Here is a 3,878-nt window from a genome sequence, read left to right as displayed (position 1 = left end):
CGCCGGAGGCGTTGATGCCGTAGAGGCCGAGACCGCCACTGGCGAGCAGAAGCGCGCCGCCGATCACGATCATGGCGGTGAGCTTGGCGCGGATGGTGTCCGGGCGCAGGCGCTTGAGGCGCGCGGCCAAGCCCCCTCGGCGAATCTGCCCCTTGTCGAGGTAGACGCCCCGGGCGCGGCCTTCGCGCAGCTCGGTGTAGACGCTCTCGGCGCGCTGGATGGCCTCGCGGCTCGCCTGCACGCGCACCGAGGTGTAGCCCACCACCTGGTCGTTTTCGATGATCGGGGTGACGCTCGCCTCGACCCAGTAGTGGTCACCGTTCTTGCAGCGGTTCTTGACCAGCCCTCGCCAGGTTTCCGAGGCCTTCACGGTTTGCCACAGGTTCTCGAAGGCCGCCGGGGGCATGTCCGGGTGGCGGATGAGGTTGTGCGGCGCATTGATCAGCTCGTCGTGACGGTAGCCGCTGATCTGGATGAAGGCCGGGTTGGCGTAGGTGATACGCCCTTTCAGATCCGTGCGCGAGACTAGAAAGTCCTCTCCCTTTAACTCGATTTCTCGCTGCGTGACTGGCTGGTTGTTGCGCATTGCAGGTGCCTTAATTTTTAGTATGAACATCCATGAAGAACCGAGCGCGCCTTGCAGCGAGCGTCGATCGTCTTGCGTCGAAGCGCTCCCCCTAGAACGCTTCCCACTCCTCGACGGCCTGGGCACGCGGGGCGAGGGCGGGAACCCGGGCCGGCGGCGCTCGCCGAGGCAGGGCAGCCGTGACCGGGCTGCCGGCGACCTTGAAGCGCTCCACCGCTTCGCGCAGGCGCGCCGCGTCGCTTTCGAGCTCGCTGGCGCGCTCGGCGGCCTGCTGGACCAGCCGGGCATTCTGCTGTACCACGTCGTCCATCTGGGTCACCGCCTGGTTGACCTGGCCGATGCCGTTGCTCTGCTCTTCCGAGGCGGCGGCGATCTCGTCCATGATGTCGCTGACCCGCTGTACCGCGCTGACCAGCCCCTGCATGGTCTGCCCGGCCTGATTGACCCGTGCCGTGCCGCTGTCCACCTTGGCGAGCGAGGCGTCGATCAGGGTGCGGATCTCGCGGGCAGCGGAAGCCGAGCGGCTCGCCAGGTTGCGCACCTCCTCGGCGACCACGGCGAAGCCGCGGCCGTGCTCGCCGGCCCGCGCCGCCTCCACCGAGGCGTTGAGCGCCAGGATGTTGGTCTGAAAGGCGATGGTGTCGATCAGGGTGACGATGTCGGCCACCTTGTGGGAGCTGGCGCTGATCTCCTCCATGGTGTCGACGATCTGTCCTACCTCGTCGCCGCTCTGGCGGGCGGTGAGCGTGGCGCTTTCGGCCAGCTGGCTCGCCTGGCGGGCGTTGTCGGCGTTGTGGCTCACCGTGGAGGCGAGCTCCTCCATGCTCGAGGCGGTCTCCTCCAGCGACGACGCCTGCTGCTCGGTGCGCGAGGAGAGGTCGTTGTTGCTCTCGGCGATCGCCTGGGCGCGCTCGAAGATCAGCCCGCCGCTTTCGCGCACCACGCCCACGGTGCGTGACAGCGAGCCCTGCATGTCCGCCATGGCGGTGTAGAGGCGCCCGATCTCGTTGTTGCCCGGCGCGCTGATCGTCTGGTTCAGATCGCCCTGGGCCATGCGCTCGAAGTAGCCGACCAGGCGGCTGAGCGGGCGCAGCACGTTGACGCTCACGCCCCAGACCACCACCACCACGGTGAGCACGGTGACCAGCGCGATGGCGATCAGCACCCAGCGCACGCGCTCGGCAAAGGCCGCGAACAGGCTCTGCTGGGTCGCGGCGTCGCCGGCCGACTGCAAGATGGCGCTTCCCTCTGCCAGCGCGTAGAAGCCCGTGGCACAGGCCAGGGCCACGAACAGCGAAAACGCGGCCAGGACCAGCGCCCAGCTCAGCCGAACGGTCATGTTGCTCATGATCTGATGCATCAGCGATCTTCCCCTGTCAGCGCCTTCGCGGTTCGCGACGCTCTTGTCCCCTTGCCCGCGCGGTCGCGCGTGGCCTCACTGCTGCTGGGTGCTGTCGACCAGTGCCATTTCTTCGCTGGTCAGGAGCTTGTCGATGTCGACCAGCACCAGCATGCGGTCGTCGAGGCTGCCAAGCCCGCTCAGGAAGTCCGAGGAGAGCGTGACGCCGAACTCCGGCGCCGGCTTGATCTGCTCCGGCGTCAGCGTCATCACGTCAGACACGCCGTCGACCACGATACCGACCACGCGATTGGCGACGTTGACCACGATGACCACCGTCTGGCCGCCGTACTCGACGTTGTCCAGGTGGAACTTGATGCGCAGGTCGACGATCGGCACGATCACGCCGCGCAGGTTGGTCACCCCCTTGATGAACGCCGGCGCGTTGGCGATGCGGGTGACGTTCTCGTAGCCGCGAATCTCCTGAACCTTCAGGATGTCGATGGCGTACTCCTCGGCGCCGAGCGAGAACACCAAGAATTCGCTGTTTTCCGCTTCCGCGGCGGTCCGTACCGCCTCGCTGTTGGCTTGACTCATGACAGTTCGATCTCCTTGTCATACGCAGGATGGGGAGTGTGGGCGCTCTTGCCCGCTTCTTTCTTGGCCCGGCTCAGGCGATGCAGCCCGGTGATGTCGAGAATCAGCGCGACGCTGCCGTCGCCGAGAATGGTCGCGGCGGAGACGCCGGGCACCTTGCGGTAGTTGTCCTCGAGGTTCTTGACCACCACCTGCTGCTGGCCGATCAGCTCGTCGACCAGCAGCGCATAGCGCCGCCCTTCGCCCTGGACGATCACGGCGATGCTCTTGGTCGGGTCGACGATCGCGTTCTCGACGTCCAGCGCCTCGTGAATGGCGATCACCGGCAGGTACTCGTCGCGCACCTTGAGCACCACGTCGTCGCCGGCCATGGCGTACATGTCGCCCTTGGCGGGCTGCAGCGACTCGAGCACCGTGGAAAGCGGCAGGATGAAGGTCTCGCAGCCCACCTTGATCGACATGCCGTCGAGGATCGCCAGCGTCAGCGGCAGCACGATGCGCGTATTGGTGCCTTCGCCCTTCTTCGACTGGATCTCGACGCGCCCGCCCATGCCCTGGATGTTGCGCTTGACCACGTCCATGCCGACCCCGCGCCCGGAGACGTCGGTGACCTCGGCGGCGGTGGAGAAGCCCGGGGCGAAGATCAGCTGGTAGACCTCCTCGTCGGTCATGGTGTCGGAGACGTTCAGGCCGTTCTCCCGCGCCTTGGCGAGCAGCCGCTCGCGATCCATGCCGGCGCCGTCGTCCTTCACCTCGATGAGGATGTTGCCGCCCTGGTGGCGGGCGGCCAGCGTCAGCTTGCCCTGGCGCGGCTTGCCCAGCGCCTCGCGCACCTCGGGCATCTCGATGCCGTGGTCGAGGCTGTTGCGCACCAGGTGGGTCAAGGGGTCGGTGATCCGCTCGACCAGGCTCTTGTCGAGCTCGGTGGACTTGCCCTCGGTAATCAGCTCGATCTCCTTGCCGAGCTTGCCGGCGGTGTCGCGCACCACGCGGGGGAAGCGGCTGAAGACGAACTCCATGGGAATCATGCGGATCGACATCACCGCTTCCTGCAGGTCACGGGCGTTGCGCTGCAGAAGGCTCATGCCGTTTTGCAGCGAGCCGTTGCCCACGGACTGGTCGCTCAGCTCGCTCACCGTCTGGTCGAGCATCGATTGGGTGATGATCAGCTCGCCCACCAGGTTGATGATCTGGTCGACCTTGTCCACCGAGACGCGAATCGAGCTCGACTCGGCGGCCGGTTTCTTGGCCGGGGCCTTCTCCTTCTTCTCGGGCGCGGCGGGCGTCTTCTCGACCGTCGGCGCGGCGTCGACCGTCAGCGCGGCGCCTTGCGCTGCGGCAGGAGCGGGCACCGCC

General features: G+C 66.8%; 4 protein-coding genes. All 4 read right to left on the bottom strand.

Annotated features, from left to right (window positions below; all coding sequences use genetic code 11):
• Nucleotides 1–586, bottom strand: a 586-nt coding sequence (locus BIS11_RS12600; RefSeq protein ID WP_253586169.1) for a PAS domain-containing protein, incomplete at its 3' end; no start/stop codon positions are given.
• 91 nt (nucleotides 587–677) lie between these two features.
• On the bottom strand, nucleotides 678–1,946 hold the full coding sequence (locus BIS11_RS12595; RefSeq protein WP_253426292.1) for a methyl-accepting chemotaxis protein: 1,269 nt from the start codon (nucleotides 1,944–1,946) through the stop codon (nucleotides 678–680).
• 75 nt (nucleotides 1,947–2,021) lie between these two features.
• Nucleotides 2,022–2,522 (bottom strand): chemotaxis protein CheW, encoded by a 501-nt coding sequence (gene cheW, locus BIS11_RS12590; protein WP_253426290.1) that lies wholly within the window; start codon nucleotides 2,520–2,522, stop codon nucleotides 2,022–2,024.
• A partial coding sequence (locus tag BIS11_RS12585; RefSeq protein ID WP_253586168.1) for a chemotaxis protein CheW occupies nucleotides 2,519–3,878 on the bottom strand: 1,360 nt, incomplete at its 5' end. The genes cheW and BIS11_RS12585, both read right to left, overlap by 4 nt.

The sequence above is a fragment of the Halomonas sp. 707D4 genome (assembly GCF_024158685.1).
Classification (GTDB): Bacteria; Pseudomonadota; Gammaproteobacteria; order Pseudomonadales; family Halomonadaceae; genus Vreelandella.
The sequence above is the reverse complement of the archived record's forward strand: the minus strand, read 5'-3'. Positions and strand labels throughout refer to the sequence as shown.